This window comes from Kribbella orskensis, from assembly GCF_004342085.1.
In the GTDB taxonomy this organism is placed as follows: domain Bacteria; phylum Actinomycetota; class Actinomycetes; order Propionibacteriales; family Kribbellaceae; genus Kribbella; species Kribbella orskensis.
On record NZ_SLWM01000011.1, the window covers coordinates 145,160 to 164,943 of the forward strand.

Below are 19,784 nucleotides of genomic sequence, written 5' to 3' on the forward strand. Positions count from 1 at the left end.
AGGGCCTCAGCCGTGCGAGCCGCTGCCCTGGGTGCAGGGAGTGGGGTTCGTCTCGGCCGCGCACGGCGAGCCGGACGGGGTGTCCGACGGCGTGGGGGTCGGAGTCGGGGTAGGTGTGGGTTTCGGCGTCGGGGTGTCCGACGGCGTCGGCGTCGGCTTGTCCGTCGGCGGACGCGTCGGCCGGGTCGTCGGGCGCGCCGGTGTGTCGATCGGGTCCGGCAGCGTCGGCTTCGTCGCGGGCACGCTCGGCTTCGCCGTCGGCGACGCCTTGTCGTCCGGCACCTCCGGCACCGCCCGCGGGTCGGTCTTGCGGTCGGCGTTCCCGATCATCTTCGGCGCGGCCAGGTTGCCCTTCGCGTTCGGCAGCAGCACGGCGCTCTTGCTGTAGACGCGCATCCAGCGCAGCACGGTGGCGACGAAGTCCTTGGAGTGCTGGTACCGCAGCAGGGAGGCGATCAGGTCGCGCGGGCGCTTCAGGTCGTCGCCCTCGGAGCACAGGTAGACTGCGACGGTGGTGACGGCGTCGTACACGTTGTTCGGGTTGCGGAATCCGTCACCGTTGCCGTCGGCCCCGAACTCTTCCCAGACGCCCGGGATGATCTGCATCGGGCCGACCGCACGGTCCCAGGTCAGCTCGCCGTCGAAGCGGCCCTTGTCGGTGTCCTTGACCCGGCCGGTCTCGCCGCGGCCGTTGAGCACCGGGCCGAGGATCTTCCCGCGGGTGGTGCCCGCCACGTCGACCTTGCCGCCGCTGGCGTGCGCGGACTCGACCTTGCCGATCCCGGCCAGCAGCGGCCAGGTGAGCCCGCAGTCGGGGCGAACCACGGCGAGATTCGCGGTGGCACGACGGTAGGCGGGGAAGACCCCGCGGGGGATGCCGTTGACGGCTCCGGGCCGGCCCGGCCGGACGACGGACCTGCCGTCGGTCGCTCCCTGGACGGGCACGTCCGCTCGGGCAGGCTTGTCAGATCCGATCCGGCCGTCCACTCCGGGACGCTGCGGGACGATCATGGTCAGTTCGTCGAATTCACCGCTGTTCAGACCGGCTCCAGGCGATGGGGCGACCGGGCTGTCCGCCGCGAGCCGGCCGGAGGCACCGGCTCCGCCCGAGGCGACTGTCACGATGGCCCCCACCAGGAGGGGGGCCGTGCACAGTGAAGCGATGATGATTTTGACCCGACGGTTTCCACTACGGGTTAGGCGCATAGTTCCCCCAACGACCTACGCGCCACAAAGTTACCGAGGGGCGACGCAAAGTTACCCGAGCCGATAGCCCGCTGGGTGGCGAACCGTCACAGAAGCCGCGGTACCGCGCTCAACCGCCCGCCGCGGGCACCCTGTCCAACATCCGCACACCGCGGATTTCTTAACACTCGGAGGCCCTTCCGGGCTGGTTTTCGCACCGGATCAGGGAGCGACCGGCGTCAGTCAGGAGCCAGGCGCCGTCGTCGTCTCCGGGGCGGCCGTCGTCTCCGGCGCCGGGGCGCACGTCGGGTCCGGCGTCGGAGGCTCCGTCGGCGCGGGGGTCGCCGTCGGGTCGCACTCCGGCGTGTTCGTGGGCGGAGTGGTCGGGGGCGTGGTCGGAGGCGTGGTCGGCGGCGTCGTCGGAGGCGTGGTCGGCGGGGTGGTCGGCGGCGTCGTGGGCGGTGTCGTCGGAGGCGTCGTCGGAGGCGTGGTGGGCGGCGTCGTCGGAGGAGTGGTGGGCGGCGTCGTCGGAGGTGTCGTGGGCGGGGTGGTCGGCGGCGTCGTGGGCGGCGTCGTCGGCGTGTTCTGCGCCGGCGTGGTCGGGCTGGGCGTCGTCGGCCTCGGAGTCGTCGGCCTCGGGGTGGTCGGCTGCGGCGACGTCGGGGTCGTCGCGCCCGGCTGGACCGGGGTGGCGGGCATCGTGGGGGTGTTCGGGATCTGGGTGGGGTCGTCGTCGTGCTCGACGTTGCCCTGGTTGTCGACCGGCGGTGGGATCGGGGTGGTGTCGTCCGGCAGCGTCACCGTGGACTTGCTGTACGACTGCATCCAGCGCAGCACGGTGGACACGTAGTCCATCGAGTGGTTGTACCGGAGGACCGCCTGCACCAGACCCTGCGGGTCGCGGAGGTTCGCGCCGTTGGAGCAGAGGTAGTCCCCCGCCGCCCGGGCCGCGTCGAACACGTTGTGCGGGTCCTTGACCCCATCGCCGTTCCCGTCGGCCCCGTAGACCTTCCAGGTGCCCGGGATGAACTGCATCGGGCCGACCGCCCGGTCCCAGCGGCTGTCTCCGTCGTACTGGCCTTGGTCCGTGTCGCTGATCGCGGCCATCCCCGGGCCGCCGTCGAGCACCGGGCCGAGGATCTTGCCGCGGGTCAGGCCGGCGGCGTCCACCCGGCCGCCGCTGGCGTGGGCGGACTCGACCTTGCCGATACCGGCGAGCAGCGGCCAGGTGATGCCGCAGCCGGGCTGGGCGAGGGCCAGATCTTTGGCAGCCTTCTGGTACGCCGCGAGCACGGTGCCCGGAATCCCGGAGGCATCCCCGACGACTCCGACAGCCGGCGGCTTCTTGCTGTCGATCGCGCCCGTGACCGGGACCTCGATCTGGGACTTCTTCTCGGTGGCGACACTTCCGTCGACACCGGGCCGGCTCGGCATATCATCGACCAGATCGTCAAAGACCGAGTCCTGCCGCGGCTGGCTCAGAGCGTGCGCGTCCACGATGAACGTGCTCGACGTGACCCCGCCCGTCACGAACACGGCGATCAGCGCGGCCGGGGGCGCAAGACAGACCCCGGCAGCGTTGAGCTTGCCCCGCCAGGTGTCCAGGTTGCTGAACTGCTGCCTCATCGAACCGTCCCTCGACGTATTCCGCAGTACTTCGAACTTCGAACTTCGGGCGTAGGCACGATCCTAGTCGTCACGTGGCTCGGGACAACCGGTCGCGGTGAGTTCAGCCACCGCTGAGCGGGGAAACCAGTCAGTCGGTCACTTACCGTCCTTACCGTCGAGCATGTTCTTGAGCGCGTCGGGCAGTTCGAAGTCGCCGCCCGCGGCGCCGCCGCCGAACGCGGCCGGCAGCTGACCCGGCTGGGGTTGCGCGGGCTGGCCGGAGCCACCAGCCCGCTTGGCCGGGTTGCCGGAGCCACGCTTGGCCTTGCCCTTCTTGGCCTGCTGCTTGGCCTTCTTGCCGCCACCCATGCCCGGCATACCGGGCATCCCCGGCATTCCAGGCATGCCCTTGCCGGACGCCATCGCGGACATCATCTTGCGGGCCTCGAAGAACCGCTCGACCAGGCCGCTCACGGTGGCCACCTCGGTGCCCGAGCCGTTCGCGATCCGGAGCCGGCGGGAGCCGTTGATGATGTTCGGATCGGCCCGCTCGGCCGGCGTCATCGAGTGGATGACCGCCTCGATCCGGTCGATCTCGCGCTCGTCGAAGTTCTCCAGCTGGTCCTTGAACTGGGCCGCGCCGGGCAGCATGCCGAAGATCTTGGTCAGCGGGCCCATCTTGCGGACCGACTGCATCTGGGCGAGGAAGTCGTCCAGGGTGAAGTCCTTGCCGCCCTTCTTCTGCAGCTTGGCGGCGGTCTTGGCCGCCTCCTCCGCGTCGAAAGACTGCTCGGCCTTCTCGATCAGGCTCATCACGTCGCCCATGCCGAGGATGCGCGACGCCATCCGGTCGGGGTGGAAGACGTCGAAGTCCTCGAGCTTCTCGCCGTTCGAGGCGAACATCACCTGGCGGCCGGTGACCTGCGCGATCGACAGCGCGGCACCACCGCGGGCGTCACCGTCGAGCTTGGACAGCACCACACCGTCGAAGCCGACGCCGTCGAGGAAGGCCTGCGCGGTGTTCACCGCGTCCTGGCCGATCATCGCGTCGACGACGAACAGGATCTCGTCCGGGGTGACCGCGTCCCGGATGTCCGCGGCCTGCTTCATCAGCACCTCGTCGACACCCAGCCGGCCGGCCGTGTCGACGATCACCACGCTGTGCTGCTTGGTCCGCGCCTCGTCCATCGCCTGCCGCGCGACCTCGACCGGGTCGCCGACACCGTTGCCCGGCTCGGGCGCGAACACCGGTACGCCGGCCCGCTCGCCCACCACCTGCAACTGGGTGACCGCGTTGGGCCGCTGCAGGTCGGCGGCCACCAGCATCGGCGTCTGGTGCCTGGTCTCCTTGAGCCACTTGGCCAGCTTCCCGGCCAGGGTCGTCTTACCAGCACCCTGCAGACCGGCCAGCATGATCACCGTCGGCGGCCGCTTGGCCATCCGCAGCTCGCGGGTCTCGCCACCGAGGATCTTAACCAGTTCCTCGTTGACGATCTTGATCACCTGCTGCGCCGGGTTCAGCCCGCCGCGCACCTCGGCCCCGCTGGCCCGCTCCTTGACCGCGGCGATGAACTCCCTCACCACCGGCAGCGCGACATCGGCCTCCAGCAGCGCGATCCGGATCTCCCGGGCGGTCGCGTCGATGTCGGCATCGGTCAGCTTGCCCTTGCCGCGCAGATTCTTGAACGTGGCGGCAAGGCGATCGGAAAGGGTGTCGAACACGAAACAGTCCGTTTCATTCGGTGGAGCAGGCCGGTACGCACCCACAGGCACGCAACTCAGCGAGTCTACCGGCCGCAGTACCACCCCACCCGCCCCGGCGTGCTGTGGACAACCCGCCGCGAGATCGAACAAGCGGCTGTAAGTCCGGAAACGATGACTACGACCAAGGCTGACGTCCGCGATCCGGGGCGACGTCGATAGGTTCGAGGCGAAAGGAATGTTCGGTGCGGCTGATCGAGTTCAACAATGCGTACAACGCGGCCAAGCGGCGAATTCGCCGGGAGGGCGTCGCGGCGGTTGCGCCGGCTGAAGGGACCTTGCGAGATCTGCTTCCGCAGCTCGAATCGGACAAGGACCGCCGCATCGCCACCAATCTCTTCCTGCGCCTACCCAGGTACGCCGTACCGCCGGGGCCGCCCAGCGACCTCATGCGCGAAGCCGTGGCGATCGAGCGCGCGGCATACGAGACCCCCGGAACGGCCGAGGAACGCAGCGCGATCATGGCCGAAGCACGCCGAAAGATCTTCGAGATCGCCAAACGCGCCCCCGCAGGGCGAAGCCCCAGCCATCCGAGGCCTGACCCGAGTCCTCGAACACCTCGAAGACAACCTCCGCGATCCGCTCTGGCCACAGACAACAACCACGGAGGCGTAATGGACGGCAAGTTCGGGCTCGCCGAGTTCAACCGGGAGTACAAGCTCGTACGCGCCAGCCTACGTTCGGGCGACACCTCGAACAGCGAAGCCGGGCAACAGCAGCTGCGCTTCCTCGTCCCAGGCCTGTCGACCGACCACGACCGCAAGGTCGCCGAAGACCTGATCGCGGATCTTCCAGCCCTCCTCGTCGATCCACCACCGCGCTCGCCCGAGATGACCGAAGCCCTCCACGTCCTCAACACAGCCGACCTCGAGAGCGGCACGGTCGAGCAACAGCTGGTCGCGATCGACCGCACCCGCAAGCAGATCTGGGCGATCGCCGACCGCGCCGGCGGCCAAGACAGCGCGAACATCAGCGGCCTCACCCGCATGCTCGAACGCCGCGAAGACTCCTTGACCGAGCCCTGGCCGTGGCCCGAAGCAACGGCGGACCCCACCTAGTCAGCCACCCCGACCTAGCCCCTCGGTGCCGAACGGCTGTGACATGGGTCCTGTGCTTGAAGCCGGGGTGTTGGGCCGTTTGGTCGATATCGTTGACCGGGCACCCCGCCGACCAGCAAGGCAGGCCTGGAGCGAAAGGCAACGATGGAGTTCCACGAGTTCAACGATGACTACACCGTTACCCGCGAACGACTGCGTGCAGGCAAGCTCATCGACGTAGCCGCCGAACAGCAGCGCCTCCTAGCGCTCGTCCCGCAACTCGTCGACCCCAACCACCAACAAGTAGCCCGCAACCTCATCGCAGCGCTCCCCGGCTCCGCCGCACCTGCCGCGCCTCCCAGCCCGGAGATGGCTGAGGCTCTCCAGATCCAGGACACGGCGTTCTACGCGGGTGGCACGAAGGAGGAGAAGCTCGCGGCTCTGGCGGCAGCACGCAAGAAGATTTGGGAGATCGCCGACGGAGCAGGGGAGGACAGCGCGCAGATCCGCGGCCTCACCCGGATGCTCGAGCACCGCGAGAACGACCTTGCCGAGGACCTCCCCTGGTCCGATCCGCCGCCGGCCGACACGGCGGGCAGCTGACCTTGGCCGGCAACGAGGGCATGGTCCTGATCGACCGCTCGTCGCCTGTGTACCTGGAGGTGGCGCGGCTCCATCAGATCGCCCTCAGCCTTCGTCCAGGGGGCATCGATCGGTGGAACGGTGACCTCTACGCGCGCTCCGACGACAAATGGGGTGGCCTGGGGCGCGACGGCACCATGCGCCTCAACCAAGATCTCGTACTGCGGCATCTCACCGGTGGCGAGCTGAGTGACGATCCGGCGATCCAGGGTCAGGCTTTATCGACCGTGCTGCACGAGTCGACGCACGCGCGGTCCGAGTTCGACGCGAAGTACGAACCGAACGCGCTCCGCCTGCAGCAATCAGTCGGCCTCGACGAGGGTCTGACCGAGACCGCGACGACGGACGACTTCGAGACCTTCGCCCAGCTCGCCGGCTACCCGGACGTACCGAAGCCCCCTGTCCCTGAGTACGCCGGTGCCGTGCACGCCACCAACGAGCTGCTGGATCGCGCGTCGACCGGCGAGGCCGACAGGCGTGAGCTGATCACCACCGCGCTCAACTCACCGGTGATGATGCGGTGGGATGTGCTGGCCGACCGCATCGTGCAGAACGAGCTGGGCGATGTCGTACCGCAGGATCCTTCGCACCAGCAAGCCGCCCGCGCTCACCTCATCAACAACATGGCAGTGCCCGAGTGGCATGGCGTCCAAGATCGTCCCAAGGCAGGCGAGATGGTCACGCGCCTCACTACCGAGTCGCTGGACCGAGCGGTGGCCGAGGTCCGCGAGCACTACCAGAACACCCCGGGAGGAGCCGTTCCCCGCCAAGGTCCCGAACCCGGCGGCGGCTGTGGCAGCGGAGACCGACCAGCAGGGTGAACAGCAGCGCGCCATCACGCAGCCCGACCGTGGTACTGACGCCGATCTGTCGAACCTGCCAGCACCAGACGCAAGCACTCGGGTCTCCCGCGACCCGCAGCCGGCTGGCCAACAACAGCCCGCTCCTGAACAACCGGCCGCCACCGGCATCGAGGGCGTCCGACCCGCTGCTCAAGCCGCCCACCCTGCCGCCCAAGCCTCATCTCCTTCCCGTGTCGAGGCCGCCAGGGCTACGCAAAGCACGCAGCAGGCCGGACAGGGAGCCACGGCAACGACACCTCAGCCAGCCGGCGAGATGCGGTTCCTCAGTGGGCAGGCGCCTGCTGCCCAGGCCACACATCAGCGGCCGTCGCTCGGGGACGGATCCCGCGGTGCTTCGAGCTCGCGCGGTGCCTCGCAGACACACACCCGCCAGACGCCTCAGACCACCGGCCGCGAATAGCACCCTGTGGATAACCGACCGCCCGTCGCGGCCGATCCCGATAGCGTTCGGGCAGTGAGAGACATCGACCGAGGAGAGCCCATGCCATTGGACGTTGCCAAGTTCAACTCGGCGTTCGCCGGAGCTCGGCGCCGGGTGCGCAAGGAACAGGGCGACGTCGCGGAAGAGCAAGCGCGGCTGCGAGAGCTCGTCCCGGATGACGCGTCGGCCGAGGATCGCGACTGGGCCGTCGGCCTGATCGAGTCACTCGCGAAACCGCCGCCTCCACCGCGACAGTGGAGCGAGCTGTACCACGAGGCCGGCCGGGTGCATGCCTCGGCATACCGGGCCGGCGGCACCGTCGAGGAACAGATCGCCGCTCTCGAGGAAGCCCGCCGCAAGATCTGGGAGATCGCCGACCGCGCATCCGAAGACGAGGAGGCGGACATCCGGGCAATGACCCGGGTTCTGGAGCACCTCGAGGACGAGTTGCGCGATCCAACCTGGCCACACCAGGAGCCTCCGGCCCAGACGAGCTGACCGGTGGACGGGGACCGACACGTACCGCGAGATTCGGCGACCTACCGAGAGTTCACGCGTCTGTACCACTTGGCGCAGGGACTACGACCGAGCGCTGTCGATCGCTGGAACCGAGATCTCTACTCGACGGACACCGGCCGATGGGGCGGCTTCGATCCAAAGACCGGAAGCATCAGGCTGTCCGAGGAACGTGCCCTTCAATGGCTGACCGGCGAGACCGCGGACAAATCTCCGCGCCGTCAGGCGCAAGCATTGGCCTCCGTGCTTCATGAGTCGACTCATGCGGGGATGGAGACCGACGCGCCGGCCGAGCCGAACGCTGTCCGCAGCTCGCACTCGCTGGGGCTCATGGAGGGCTTCGCCGAGGTACGAACCTTCGAGGACTTCGACGCATTTGCCAGCCGGGCCGGTTATCCGGGTTTGTCGCTGGGAGATCCGCAGTACCCGGGGGCGTACGCGGCAGTCGACAACCTGCTCGATCAGGCGGCGGGTCCACGCGTAACCCGCGACATGTTGATCGACCAAGGCACTCGGGGCCCCGCGACGATGCATTTCGACCAGTTGGCTGACGCAGTTGTGCGGAATCGGCTGGCAGAGGTCGTTCCGGACCGCATGAAGGACCGGACTGCGGTGCGGGCCGCGCTGATCCAGACGATGAAGCACGATCAATGGCCGACGATGCACAAGAGATCGGCCGTGGCGGGCAACCTCGCGGCCGAAGACATCCGGCGAAGCTTGAACGCCAAGGTCGATGAGATCCGCCACCACTACCGAGCCAATCCGGCGCAGCCCTTCCCCGCGGAGTCACCCAACGCCGAGGCCGCACGGGCTGAGCTCGGCGACCTTCCTCCCCCGGCTGCTGAAACTCGTGTAGCCGGGCCGATGGCAGACCTGTCCGCGAACAGTCAGATGCGGTTCCTCAACGGCCAGGCCCCAGCCGCGCAAGCGACCCGTCACGCGCCCTCACTCGGCGACGGCGCTCGCGGACGAACCGGCGGCCAGGTAGCCACACCCAGCCGAGCCACCGGGCCGACCCGTCCTGCCCGCGACTAGCGCACCGGGGCGAAGCGGCGTTGGTGGACACTCGCCAGCGAATGGCGGCCGGCGGGCCTGTGGATAGTTGCGAACGGCTGGGTCCGTTCATCGATATCGTTGCGGATCTGCACACGCTGACCAGGGAGGTGTGATGAACGACGGCAAGGTCGACCTAGCTGTGTTCAACCGTGCCTTCGCGCGCGCCTGCGATCGGGTGCGAGGTGACGATGTTGCCGATATCGAGGCCGAGCAGGCAGCTCTGCAAGCGCTCGTCCCGGCGAACGCATCGGAGCACGATCGCGGCTGGACCGGTCGACTGATCGCGTCACTCGCCGAGCCACCTGCACCTCCCCGTCAGTGGAGCGAGTACTACCACCAGGCAGGCGCGGTCCACGCCGCGGCGTCCCGGGCCGAGGGAACCGTCGAAGAGAAGATCGCCGCCCTCGAACAGGCCCGACGCAAGATCTGGGAAATCTCCGAACAGGCCCCCGCTGACGAGGAGATCCACATCAAAGCGATGACCAGAGTGCTGGAGCACGTCGAGAGGGAGCTGCGAGATCCCACGTTCCTGATGGAAGAGCACCCCGGGCAGAGAAGCTGACTGCGGGCAGTTGGCGAGCTTTGGATGTCGCGAACGATGTGTCCGTGGGTCGATAGCGTTGCCGGACTGCACGGACGGTGACCGAGGAGGTGTGGTGGACGACGGCAAGGTTGAGGTCGCTGTGTTCAATGAGGCCTTCTATGAGGCTCGGGAGCGCGTGTGGAGTTCCGAGGGTGCCGATGTGGCGGCGGAGCAGGCGGGGTTGCGGGCGCTTGTTCCGGAGGACGCCTCTGAGTCTGAGCGCGGATGGACCGGCCAGTTGATCGCTTCGCTCGGCGAGTCACCGGCGCCACCTCGTCAGTGGAGTGAGTACTACCACCAGGCGGGTGCCGTTCACGCCGCGGCGTACCAGGTGGACGGGACGGTCGAGGAGAAGATCGCTGCGCTCGAAGAAGCCCGGCGCAGGATCTGGGAGGTCTCCGGGGAGGCTCCTTCCGACGAGGAGATCCATATCAAGGCGATGACGAGGGTGCTGAAGCACCTCGAGAGGGAGTTGCGAGATCCGACCTTCCCGACCGGAGAGTCGGGTTAGTCAGCGGTCGACGGTACGGGCGGGCGAGTTTCTGTTGACAACTCGGTATCGGCGCCGGGAGCATCTAACCACTGCACTTCTGATTAGCGGTTAGTTCATGGGAGGCGGGATCTTGGCCAGCATGCCCGGTCGGCAGGTTGTGGTTTTGGATGGGCCTTCGAATCTTGGGCTCAGGCCGCCGGTGGTGGGGGCGGTGCCGGGGTGTTACAAGTTGGCGGGGGCGCTGCGGGATCAGGGGTTTGTCGGGCGCATCGGGGCCGGGGATGCCGGGTGTGTGACGCCGCCTAGGTACGACCGGGGGGACTGGAAGCCTGGGGATGGGGTGTTCAACGCCGGGGCCATGGCGGATTACACCGTCAAGCTCGCGGATCGGTTGGGGAAGCTCTTCGATGACGACAAGTTCGTGGTGCTGCTGGGTGGTGAGTGCAGCAACCTGCTCGGGCCGGCGTTGGCGTTGAAGCGCAGGGGGCGGTACGGCGTGGCGTACCTCGACGGCCACTCCGACTTCCGCACTGTCGACAACGACGCGTACGTCGGAGCCGCCGGCGGCGAGGCGCTCGCACTGGTGACGGGGCGCGGCCAGGAGGATCTGACCGACCTCGAGGACCTGGGGCCGTATGTGCGCGACCAGGACGCGGTGATGCTCGGCTACCGCGAGGACGAGGCGTACCTCGACAGCCTGCGTGAGGCGGGTATCCCGGACTGGTCGGCGCTCGCCGTCATCAACGATCCGGCAGCGGCGGCAAGCGGAGTACTGGCTCACCTGGAGCGGGACGACCTCGACGGCTTCTGGGTGCACCTGGACGTGGACATCCTCGACGCGAAGGTGATGCCGGCAGTCGACAGCCCGGACCCCGGCGGCCTCGAGCACGAGCACCTCCGCGATCTGCTGAAGCCATTGCTCGCATCGCCGAAGTGCGTCGGGATCGACATCGGCATCTTCGACCCCGACCTCGACCCGGACGGCCACTACGCCAAAGAACTCACGGACACCCTGGTCGCCGCGCTGACCAACTAGCTCACTCCCACCGAGCCGGAAGCCCGTGCGGCTCGGCCGTACCGAGCACCCGCGGTACTCCGGTCGGCCAGACCTGCAACACCACCAGGAACTCCGGCTCCGCGTCCGGGGTGCGGCGCATCGGCTCCAGGCTGAGGTGAGCCAGCGGCGCCGAGGAAGTCGCCTGGGCTCCGAGCGCGGCGATCAACCCGTCCGCGGCAGCCCTGTCCTCAGGTGTGAGGTACTGCCACATCACCGAATGCCAGACGACCGTGACGTGGCCTTCGGAGAGTTCGAGGTTGCGCAGGAACGACACGGCGTCCTCACGCCGTACGTCGGCCGGCACCTTCCGCGCGACCTCCAACGCGCCGCGCAGGCGCTCCAGCCGGTCGGGCATGTCGGGCCACACGTACGACGTCAGCGTGAGCGCGCCGTCATCGGTGAACGGGTTCACCGGCGCGATGTCGCTCCCCACCCGCTCCACGATCCGCAACTTCACAGCAGGGTCGAGCGGCCGCCCGGACCAGGCATCGTCGAACACCACCGGGCTGTCCGAAGACCCGAAGGTCGACCCGTCGGCCAGGTTGTAGCAGAACTGGTCGGCGCGCAGGTTGAGCCCACCACTCGCCCCGATCTCGAACAGCCGCACAGGCAACGGGACAGCTTCGGCCAACCGGGACAGGCCACCATAGAGAGCGATAGACCGGCCCACCTCGTTCGTCTGGGGCGGCTGGGTCAGCAGTTCACGCAACTCTGGGCCACGCGCCTGCAGCACCTGATCGAACGCCTCCCAGCCCAGCCGGGGGTCCCACTCGCCACCGACGCTCGGGTAGAACGCCGCCAGCTCCGGAGCCTCCCCCGCCAGCACTAGCCGGTGCACGGACCCCAGCAATCGCAACGCGATCGCCGCACCAGCCGGCTGATCCTCATAGCCGGCAAGCACCGCTACTGGCGAACCACCGATCTCATAGTCATCCACCACAAACCGCAGCAGGTCGGCGTACATAGGTGAGCCGAGTTCCTCGCAGGCCGCGGCCTGGAGCTGGAACGCCTGTACTAGATCCACACGCCCGACCCTAGAAGGTCAGGCGATCCAGAACCGACTTTGCCGTCGTACGCGCGTCCTCTTCCTCCAGGGGCGAGCCGTCGCTGTCGGTCAGGTAGAACACGTCCACGCACTCCGCACCGAGAGTGCTCACGTGCGCAGACCTGATGTCGGCTCCTGTCGACGCGATCGCCGCAGTGACGTCGTAGAGCAGGCCGGGCCGGTCGTGAGCCCGCACCTGCAACACCGTGGCCGTCTCGGACGCGTCAGGCAGCAGGTCGACCCGACTGGCGGCCGCCTTGCCCCGAGCGGACGAGTCGCGCGCGGCCAACCGGCGTACGAGGTCGCTGTCGTCGCGCAGCGCCACAGCCAGCCGATCCCGCAGCCGCACCGGATCCGGCGCCGACCCGGCGACGGACCACTGCGAGATCCCCAGCCCGTCGACCGACGTGATGACCGCAGACCGTACTGCGAGCCGCTCCACCGCCAGTACTCCGGCCACGGTGGACAGCGTGCCCACCTGATCCGGTACGGCGACGTTGACCCGCAGGTCGCCTCGGTGATCCGACACGGTCACCCCCAGCCGTCCCACCCCGACCACCTGATGCAACTGCGGCAGCGGGATGGGCGGAGCGTCGGTCCAGAGCCCAGCACCTCCCCCGGACAACTCACCACGCACACGGCGAGCAAGTTCACCGACCAGGCGCAGACGCCACGGCGACGCGGCAGCAGGCCCAGCAGCACGAGCATCGGCGTAGGTGAGAGCTTCCAGCAGGTCAAGTGTGTCCGTGTTGCCGACAATGCCCGCGACCAGGTCCACCGTCATCGGGTCGTCCAAGTCCCGCCTGGTGGCGACCTGCGCCAGCATCAGGTGCTGCCGGACGAGCAGGGTGACCGTGTCGACGTCGGCCTCGGCGAAACCCAGCCGACGGGCGACAGTGGTCGCGATGACAGCACCGGTGACGCTGTGGTCGCCGTCGACCGCCTTGCCCAGGTCATGGAGCAGCGCGGCTACCAGCAGCAGGTCCGGTCGGCGTACATCCCGGACTAGCTTCGAGGCCTCGACACAGGTCTCCAGCAGATGCCGGTCGACGGTATAGCGGTGAATCGCCGACTGCGGCGGCCGGAAGCGCACGGTGGCCCACTCCGGCATGATCCGGGAGATGTAGCCGGCCTGGTCCAGGGCCTCCCAGACCTCCAGCAGCCCCTCCCCCGCGCCCAGCAGTGCGCAAAAGAGGCGCCGAGCCTCCGCACCCCAGGGCTCTGGGAGCAGGGCGGCCGTCCTGGCCAGTCGATCGCACACAGCAGGCGACAGCACCAGATCCCGGTCGGCAGCAACAGCCGCGGCTCGCAGGCCAAGGGCAGAGTCCCGCTCGGGGCGGGCTTCCGGCATCAGGACAACCTCGCCCTCATGCTGGCCGACGCCCTCGTCGAGCGCGAGCAGTAGCGGCCCACCGCCGCGGTGACGACGTCGGGAGCGAGGCGGACGGGCCATCAGGCTCTCGATCCGCCGCCACGACACGTCGCATACGTGAGCCAAGGTCCGGCCGGTGGCGTAGATGTGCCGCAGCAAGGCATCGCGATCCGCCAGGCCGAGCCCGGCCGCGACCTCGCCGGCCACGTCAGCGACCAGCCGGTCGGTCGCACGCCCGGCGACCTCGTGCAGCTCGTCCCGCACGTTCAGCAGGTCCAGCCGCGCCCGCTCGACCACGGGATGCGGTACGTCGATCAACCACGACGCCACCAGGGCTCGCAGTACCACGGCGTCTCGCAGCCCGCCGTACGCCTCCTTGAGGTCCGGTTCGGCCAAGTGCGCCAGCTCGCCGACCGTGGTGGCCCGATCCCGGCACGCCTCCGCGAGTGCCGGCAGCCGCGTCTTCGCAGTACGGCGCCAGTCGGCCATCAGGACCGACCGCAACTGCAGGGTGAGGTGAGAATCCCCGGCCACGTGCCGGGCGTCCAGCAGCCCGAGGGCGACCCGTACGTCGTCGGCCGCCGCCTGCTGGGCCTGCGCGACGGTTCGGACGCTGTGGTCCAGCCGAGTCCGCGAGTCCCACAACGGGTACCAGATCTGGGCGGCCAGCTCGTCGACCTGGGGATACCCCTCGGCATGCAGAAGCATCACATCGAGATCGCTGTAGGGCGACAGCTCCTCCCGGCCGTAGCCGCCGACGGCGACCAGGGCGACGCCCTCGGTGGGAACACCGAGGGCGTCGCAGGCCTTGGAGAGGAGCAGGAACAGCAGGGCGTCGGCCTCCTCGGCACGAGCGCGCCGCTGTGCTGCTCGGTCCACCATCTAGAGGGCGTCTCCGTCGGTCTCGCCGGTACGGACCCGGACGATCGACTCGACCGGTACCACCCAGACCTTGCCGTCACCGATCTTGCCGGTCTGCGCGGCCTTCACGATCACGTCGGTCACGTCGGCGGCGTCACCGTCCTCGACGACCACCTCGAGCCGGACCTTCGGGACCAGATCCACCTCGTACTCCGCACCGCGGTACACCTCGGTGTGGCCCTTCTGCCGGCCGTAGCCGCTCGCCTCGGTGACCGTCATGCCGGTCACCCCGAACGTCTCCAGCGCGGCCCGGACATCTTCCAGCTTGTGCGGCTTGATCACCGCGGTGATCAGCTTCATGCGTGCGCACCTTCCTTCTCAGACGTCTCGGTCTCGGCGGCCGGGGTACGGGCGACGCTGCTGTGACCTCGCAGCCCCGAGCCCGCGGCCAGGAAGTCGTACGCCGTCTCCGCGTGCTCGACCTGGTCGACACCGGTGACCTCCTCGTCCTCGCTGACGCGGAAGCCGATCGTCTTGTCGATCACCTTGCCGAGGATGAAGGCCACCGTGAAGGAGTAGACAGCGACCACCACGTTCGCCAGCGCCTGCTTGCCGAGCTGGCTGACACCGCCACCGTAGAACAGGCCGTTCACCGCGGACGGGGCGGCCGCGGTGCCCAGGAAGCCGATCGCCAGCGAGCCGAACAGACCGCCGACCAGGTGCACGCCGACCACGTCGAGGGAGTCGTCGTAGCCGAACTTGTACTTCAGCGAGACCGCGAAGCAGCAGATGGCACCGGCGAGAACGCCGAGGATGATCGCGCCGACCGGGGTGACCGCGCCACAGGACGGCGTGATCGCGACCAGACCGGCGACGGCCCCCGAGGCCATACCCAGCGTGGTGGCCTTGCCGTGCCGGATCCGCTCCACGATCAGCCAGCCGATCACGGCGGCGGCCGTGGCGACCTGGGTGTTCACGAAGGTGACCGCGGCGGTGGTGCCGGCGCTCAGCGCGGAGCCCGCGTTGAAGCCGAACCAGCCGAACCACAGCAGACCGGCGCCGAGGATGACCAGCGGCAGGCTGTGCGGCCGCATCGGGTCCTTGCGCCAGCCGACCCGGCGGCCGAGCACCAGGGCCAGCGCGAGCGCGGCGGCACCGGCGTTGACGTGCACGGCGGTACCACCGGCGAAGTCGATCGCCTTCAGGTTGTCGCCGATCCAGCCGCCGGCGCCGTCGTCCAGGAACCACACGGAGTGGGCGACCGGGAAGTACACCAGGCACGTCCAGCCCACGACGAACGCGATCCAGCCGCGGAAGGTGGCCCGGTCGGCGATGGCACCCGAGATCAGCGCTGGGGTGATGATCGCGAACATCAGCTGGAAGGCGACGAAGGCGAGCGTCGGGATGGTGCCACTGACCGCATCGGGTGAGATCAGGCCCTTCAGGCCGACCTCCGAGAAGTTTCCGATCACATGCCCGGTGTCACCGGCGAAGGTCAGCGAGTAGCCGACCAGCACCCAAATTATGGTGACGACGGCGATGGTGATCGCACTCATCATCATCATGTTCAGCACGCTCTTCACGCGCACCATGCCGCCATAGAAGAAAGCCAGGCCTGGTGTCATCAAGAACACCAGGGCGGCACTGACCAAGACCCAGGCGGTATCGCCGGCGTTGATCTCCATCAACGACATCCCTTCCATCGATCTGGGGGTGGCCCGCGTCCTCAGTCGGGGAGCTCCACAACGCCGGGAAGCCCGCGCACGGCCACACCGCAAACGGTGTCGGCGCGCCGTTTCAGCCGATCGGTCCTGATGTTTCAGGCATGTGACAAAGCGCTCCGTTAAGTGACATCGACGTGACATCGGCCCGGTTGTGGCAGTCTGGCCTGACCACACGGCCCGCAGCCGCGCCACTGCGACCGTCCGAGCTGGGGAAAGCGAAATGGAGCTGAACAGCGGGGAGCGACCGCGCAGAGGCAGGCCGAGAGACCCGGAGGCAGAGCCACGGATCCGCCGGTACGCCGTCCAGCTGCTGCTGGAACGCGGGTTCGACGGAATGACGGTCGACGACGTCGCGGAGGCGGCTGGCGTCGGGAAGGCCACGATCTACCGGCGGTGGGCGAGCAAGGAGCTCCTCGCCAACGACGCGATGGCCCAGATGTTCGACATCGAGATCCCGGATGCCGACACCGGGTCCATCGCCGGTGACCTGCGCCAGGTCTACCGGGACGCCCTGATCTTCGTGAACAGCAAGGAAGGCATCGCGCTGATCCGCCTCGCAGTCAGCGAGATGAACCGCGACGAGCAGTTCACGGTCTTCTACCGGTCCTTCCTGCAGCGCAGGATCGCCCTGACGGCGGCCGCGCTGGAGCGAGCCCGGCGGCGGGGTGAACCGATCCGCGCGTCGGCGGACCCGGTACTGATGGTGCAGTGGCTGGCCGGAGTACTGATCGTCCGCGCGCTGACGGGCGAGAAGATGCCGTCGGTGGACGATGCCGACCACCTGGTCGCGATGACGATGAGGTGCATCGCCGAGTAGGAATCAGCCGCGTACGCCGGGGCCGAGTGCGACGCCGGTCACGTCGAGTTCGGTGACCCGGCGTACTCGGCCTGTCTGCAGGTCCCAGGCGAGCACCCAGCCTGCCACCTGCAGCAGCGCCGTCTGCTCGTCGTACCAGCCGAGCAGGAAGCAGCAGCCCGGCTCGCGGATCCGGTCGGGAGTGTTCCGGCCGGGAGTCGGTGTGGCCGCTGGGGTCTCTCCGAGGACCAGCAGGCGGCTGGGGAGGGTCAGTTGCCGGGAGATCGCCGCGACTACCTGCGGCTTCGACACGACGGTCGGCACCTGCGGCAGCTGGTCGGCGATGAACATCCTGGCCGCGATGGCCCCTTGCGTGAACGTCAGTCCGGCCCAGGTGCCCACCGGCAGCCGGGGATTGCTGTCGACGGTCCAGGTGCGGTTCGCCTCGTACCGCATCAGCGCCACCTGGTTGCCCGTGCCATCCAGCCGGTACGGCGCTGCCACGTCGAACGGGTCGTTGCTGGCAGCCACAGTGGCGACTGGCTCCTCGCCGACGGCGAAGGCGCCGATCAGGACGCGATAGGCGACGCCCGGACCGCTGACGAGCAGGCCGTCGCTGTTCTCCAGCCAAGCCACGCTGCGGATGTCCTCGGCCGGGAGCGCGATGCGACGCGTTGACGCGTCGGTGGTATCGGTGGCGTCGATGATCGCGACACCGCCGGGCTGCGGGAACGCAACCAGCCGCCCGTCCGGCGAGATCGCCCCGGGGCTGAGCGGTTCACCGGACCTGATGGCGCTTAACCGGAGGTCCACCCGGGCCCAGCGGGAGGTCGGGTCCAGCAGCAGAGGTGTGAAGCTCCCGTTCCGATGCGAGAGCACCACTGCGGCCACTCGGTCGAACGGATCCTCCCTGAGGTCGCCGGCGCTGACGGGCAACTGCAGCGCGTCCCCCAGCGGGGTCTCGAGGCGATCCAGGAACCGCTCGCTGCCGGCCGGCGGCGCCATCCAGTAGTCGACACCGAAGATCTGCCCGGCCGGCGGGATGAAGCCGGACGGAGTGCTGGGTGGAGTGGTCGGCGGGACGATGCCGGTGTTGTTGCCGCCGAGTCCGGCGACCACGGCGGCGATCACCGCGACCAGCAGCACCACGGCGAGCCCGACGATCGTGCTGCGACGGCGTCTGCGCCGGATGGCGAGACCACCGGCCCAGGCGGTGTCGGTCAGGTCCGGCTCCGGCAGCAGGTCGGAAGCTCGGTCCAGCAGCGGCCGGACCTCCTCGCGCCTCACTGCTGGTCCCTGCGGTAGGCGTCGCGCCAGTCCCCCGAGCCCAGCGCCGCACCCAACCGGCCGACGGCGGTCTGGCCGTGCCCGTGCACGGACGGCTGCGACATGCTCAGCACGTCGGACACCTCGTACTCGGTGAGCTCCTCGAAGTACAGCAGGACCAGTACTGCGCGCTGGGCCGGGGTGAGAGACGCCAAGGCGAGCTTGACCGGCTCGTCCTCACCCTCGAACGGCCGCACCTTCGCCCAGCGCGACAAGGCCGGCTGGTAGAGCAGGCGCTGCACGAACGCGTCCGGGTCGTCCACCTTGCCCCAGCGCAGTGACAACCTGGTGAAGGCGTGCAGGAGTTGCTCCTCAGCACGCTCGAGCTCGCCGTACACGAGGTACGCCGTCCGGAGCCACCTGCCCTGTCGCGCATCGACGTACGAGGCGAATTCTGGGTCGACCGTGTCGCGCATCCACCCTCCCGCCTCTATTCAACTCCTCAACTACTGCGTGCGGCCACCACGAGGCGGGTGTCTTCGGCGATCAGGTCGGCGTTGATCGTGGCGCCCGCGGTCAAGCCGGCCGCTGCCGAGGTGATCACCTGGCTGCGTAGGTCGGCCACGTTGCCCGCGACCCAGACGCCCGGTACTTCGGTCGCACCGCTCGGATCCGCCTGGACCGCGGTACCGAGGTACGCGTCGCCGAACTCCTGGTCGACCGCTTTCAGCCCGAGCTCGGCCAGGAAGTCGACCCGTGCCCGCACCACCGACTGCACCGCCAGGGCCTGGCGCGGGATGACCTTGCCGCCTTCCAGCCGTACGCCGGTGAGCTTGTCGTTCGTCACCTCCACGGCATCGACCCGTCCTTCGACAACCGAGATCCCGCGGGCTGCGAGTTCCTCCCACTGCTCGTCAGACGGCGTCGGCCCGGTGTGCAGGAACAGCGTCACGTCGTCGCTCAACTGCCGGAACAGCATCGCCTGGTGGATCGCCATCCCACCGGTGGCCAGTACGCCGATCGCCTGATCGCGCACCTCCCATCCGTGGCAGTACGGGCAGTGCAGTACGTCGCGCCCGAACCGCTCGGCCAGCCCCGGTACGTCGGGCAGCACGTCCGTGCCGCCGGTGGCCACCAGCAGCCTGCGTGCTCCGAACGACCGCCCGTCGCCCAGTTCCACCACGAACCCGTCCTCGGGGGTCGACGTCGGCCGGGTGACAGTGGTGACGGTACCGGTGGTCACCTCACCGCCGTACCCGGTGACCTCGGCGCGGCCGATCGCGTACAGCTCGCTCGGCGGTACCCCGTCGCGGCTCAGGTAGTTGTGCACGTGCTCGGCCGGCGCGTTGCGCGGCGTGCCGTTGTCGATCACGAGCACGGACCGGCGCGACCGGACCAGCGCCAGCGCCCCGTTCAACCCAGCGGCCGACCCGCCCACCACGATCACGTCGTACTTCTTCATCCGTCGCTCCTTCATCGATCCGCAGTCTGTGGCCCC

19 protein-coding genes are annotated in these 19,784 nt (G+C 68.8%); 9 read left to right on the forward strand and 10 right to left on the reverse strand.

Annotation, left to right across the window (positions count from 1 at the left end):
- Positions 1-6: 6 nt before the first annotated feature.
- The 3 genes from EV644_RS26725 to ffh form a co-directional block, all read right to left on the reverse strand.
- Positions 7-1,122 (reverse strand): lytic transglycosylase domain-containing protein, encoded by a 1,116-nt coding sequence (locus EV644_RS26725; protein ID WP_241998802.1) that lies wholly within the window; start codon positions 1,120-1,122, stop codon positions 7-9.
- Between the two features lie 306 nt (positions 1,123-1,428).
- Positions 1,429-2,811, reverse strand: a complete 1,383-nt coding sequence (locus tag EV644_RS26730) for a lytic transglycosylase domain-containing protein (RefSeq protein ID WP_132191465.1) — start codon at positions 2,809-2,811, stop codon at positions 1,429-1,431.
- 138 nt (positions 2,812-2,949) lie between these two features.
- Positions 2,950-4,515 carry a signal recognition particle protein gene (ffh, locus tag EV644_RS26735; protein ID WP_132191464.1) on the reverse strand — a complete coding sequence of 522 codons (1,566 nt, stop codon included), beginning with the start codon at positions 4,513-4,515 and terminating at the stop codon, positions 2,950-2,952.
- 224 nt (positions 4,516-4,739) lie between these two features.
- Between ffh and EV644_RS26740 the strand changes: the two genes are divergently transcribed.
- The 8 genes from EV644_RS26740 (at position 4,740) to EV644_RS26775 (ending at position 11,201) form a co-directional block, all read left to right on the forward strand.
- Positions 4,740-5,612 (forward strand): hypothetical protein, encoded by an 873-nt coding sequence (locus EV644_RS26740; protein ID WP_132191463.1) that lies wholly within the window; start codon positions 4,740-4,742, stop codon positions 5,610-5,612.
- A 144-nt stretch (positions 5,613-5,756) separates the two neighbouring features.
- Positions 5,757-6,194 carry a hypothetical protein gene (locus EV644_RS26745; protein ID WP_132191462.1) on the forward strand — a complete coding sequence of 146 codons (438 nt, stop codon included), beginning with the start codon at positions 5,757-5,759 and terminating at the stop codon, positions 6,192-6,194.
- Positions 6,195-6,196: 2 nt separating this feature from the next.
- A complete protein-coding gene (locus tag EV644_RS26750) occupies positions 6,197-7,054 on the forward strand; it encodes a hypothetical protein (RefSeq protein WP_132191461.1) in 858 nt (285 codons plus the stop codon).
- A 523-nt stretch (positions 7,055-7,577) separates the two neighbouring features.
- Positions 7,578-8,015 carry a hypothetical protein gene (locus EV644_RS26755; protein ID WP_132191460.1) on the forward strand — a complete coding sequence of 146 codons (438 nt, stop codon included), beginning with the start codon at positions 7,578-7,580 and terminating at the stop codon, positions 8,013-8,015.
- A 288-nt stretch (positions 8,016-8,303) separates the two neighbouring features.
- Positions 8,304-9,068, forward strand: a complete 765-nt coding sequence (locus EV644_RS26760; protein WP_132191459.1) for a hypothetical protein — start codon at positions 8,304-8,306, stop codon at positions 9,066-9,068.
- Positions 9,069-9,201: 133 nt separating this feature from the next.
- The gene (locus EV644_RS26765; RefSeq protein ID WP_132191458.1) at positions 9,202-9,651 is read left to right on the forward strand and encodes a hypothetical protein; all 450 of its coding nucleotides are present in this window, start codon (positions 9,202-9,204) and stop codon (positions 9,649-9,651) included.
- Between the two features lie 94 nt (positions 9,652-9,745).
- On the forward strand, positions 9,746-10,183 hold the full coding sequence (locus EV644_RS26770; protein ID WP_132191457.1) for a hypothetical protein: 438 nt from the start codon (positions 9,746-9,748) through the stop codon (positions 10,181-10,183).
- Between the two features lie 340 nt (positions 10,184-10,523).
- Complete coding sequence (locus EV644_RS26775) at positions 10,524-11,201, forward strand: arginase family protein (RefSeq protein ID WP_241998800.1); 678 nt, start codon at positions 10,524-10,526, stop codon at positions 11,199-11,201.
- Position 11,202: 1 nt separating this feature from the next.
- Here EV644_RS26775 and EV644_RS26780 read toward each other — a convergent pair whose 3' ends face one another.
- From EV644_RS26780 to EV644_RS26795, 4 genes are read right to left on the reverse strand one after another with little or no spacing between them, the layout of a single operon-like run.
- Positions 11,203-12,246: a DUF2332 domain-containing protein gene (locus EV644_RS26780; protein ID WP_132191455.1), complete on the reverse strand. Its 1,044-nt coding sequence runs from the start codon at positions 12,244-12,246 to the stop codon at positions 11,203-11,205.
- 10 nt (positions 12,247-12,256) lie between these two features.
- Positions 12,257-14,521 carry a [protein-PII] uridylyltransferase gene (locus EV644_RS26785; RefSeq protein ID WP_132191454.1) on the reverse strand — a complete coding sequence of 755 codons (2,265 nt, stop codon included), beginning with the start codon at positions 14,519-14,521 and terminating at the stop codon, positions 12,257-12,259.
- Positions 14,522-14,860, reverse strand: coding sequence for a P-II family nitrogen regulator (locus EV644_RS26790; RefSeq protein ID WP_132191453.1), 339 nt, complete (start codon positions 14,858-14,860; stop codon positions 14,522-14,524).
- Positions 14,857-16,194 carry an ammonium transporter gene (locus tag EV644_RS26795; protein WP_199240021.1) on the reverse strand — a complete coding sequence of 446 codons (1,338 nt, stop codon included), beginning with the start codon at positions 16,192-16,194 and terminating at the stop codon, positions 14,857-14,859. The genes EV644_RS26790 and EV644_RS26795 overlap by 4 nt, the downstream gene beginning before the upstream one ends.
- A 250-nt stretch (positions 16,195-16,444) precedes the next feature.
- On the opposite strand from EV644_RS26795, the gene EV644_RS26800 reads away from it, so the two are divergent.
- The gene (locus tag EV644_RS26800) at positions 16,445-17,041 is read left to right on the forward strand and encodes a TetR/AcrR family transcriptional regulator (RefSeq protein ID WP_132191452.1); all 597 of its coding nucleotides are present in this window, start codon (positions 16,445-16,447) and stop codon (positions 17,039-17,041) included.
- Positions 17,042-17,044: 3 nt separating this feature from the next.
- Here the strand turns inward: EV644_RS26800 and EV644_RS26805 are convergent, their stop codons facing one another.
- Genes EV644_RS26805 through EV644_RS26815 form a run of 3 tightly spaced genes read right to left on the reverse strand, consistent with a single transcriptional unit; the run spans position 17,045 to position 19,748 of the window.
- Positions 17,045-18,307, reverse strand: coding sequence for a hypothetical protein (locus tag EV644_RS26805; protein ID WP_132191451.1), 1,263 nt, complete (start codon positions 18,305-18,307; stop codon positions 17,045-17,047).
- Positions 18,304-18,762, reverse strand: a complete 459-nt coding sequence (locus EV644_RS26810) for a sigma factor-like helix-turn-helix DNA-binding protein (protein ID WP_132191450.1) — start codon at positions 18,760-18,762, stop codon at positions 18,304-18,306. Before EV644_RS26810 ends, EV644_RS26805 begins: the two co-directional genes overlap by 4 nt.
- 26 nt (positions 18,763-18,788) lie before the next feature.
- Positions 18,789-19,748, reverse strand: a complete 960-nt coding sequence (locus EV644_RS26815; RefSeq protein ID WP_199240012.1) for an NAD(P)/FAD-dependent oxidoreductase — start codon at positions 19,746-19,748, stop codon at positions 18,789-18,791.
- Positions 19,749-19,784: the final 36 nt, after the last annotated feature.